The organism is Shewanella sp. 10N.7, from assembly GCF_020806285.1.
Taxonomy (GTDB): Bacteria; Pseudomonadota; Gammaproteobacteria; order Enterobacterales; family Shewanellaceae; genus Shewanella; species Shewanella electrodiphila.
Genome location: NZ_JAJGZS010000081.1, coordinates 1 through 374, shown reverse-complemented (window position 1 = coordinate 374; position 374 = coordinate 1). Strand labels below are relative to the sequence as shown.

Annotated in this window: 1 protein-coding gene; it reads right to left on the bottom strand. The window is 39.6% G+C overall.

The window, feature by feature from the left end:
* Positions 1-14: 14 nt before the first annotated feature.
* Positions 15-374 (bottom strand): transposase (locus LMH66_RS20295; RefSeq protein WP_229372728.1); only part of this gene is annotated, 360 nt, incomplete at its 5' end.

The following is a 374-nucleotide window of genomic DNA, read 5'->3' as shown; positions in this document are numbered from 1 at the left end:
GGAACCCCACGAATTTAATAGGATGCTTGTGGTTCCCTCACTAAATCCAGCAGCATCTTAATCGCTAACTGCCAATGCGATTTCAACAGCTTCAAATTCTTATCTTTGTAGGCTCTCAAGCCAATAAACTGGTTTGAAAGTACATTCCGGTGCTTTATCGAGTTAGCTTGATATTGCCTGTGTTTATCTGCTGCTTTGACCGCCAAACCAAGCAGGTAAAGTATAAATTGTGAAAGACTGGCGATGAGTAGAAGCACGCTTAATTTATCTTGGTTCCTTGAGCCGCTATCATTCATTTTTAGACCTGTTTTAACATCTCTAAAGCTTTCTTCTATCTGCATTCTTGTTGAATAAATCTTAACGACTCTTTTGGC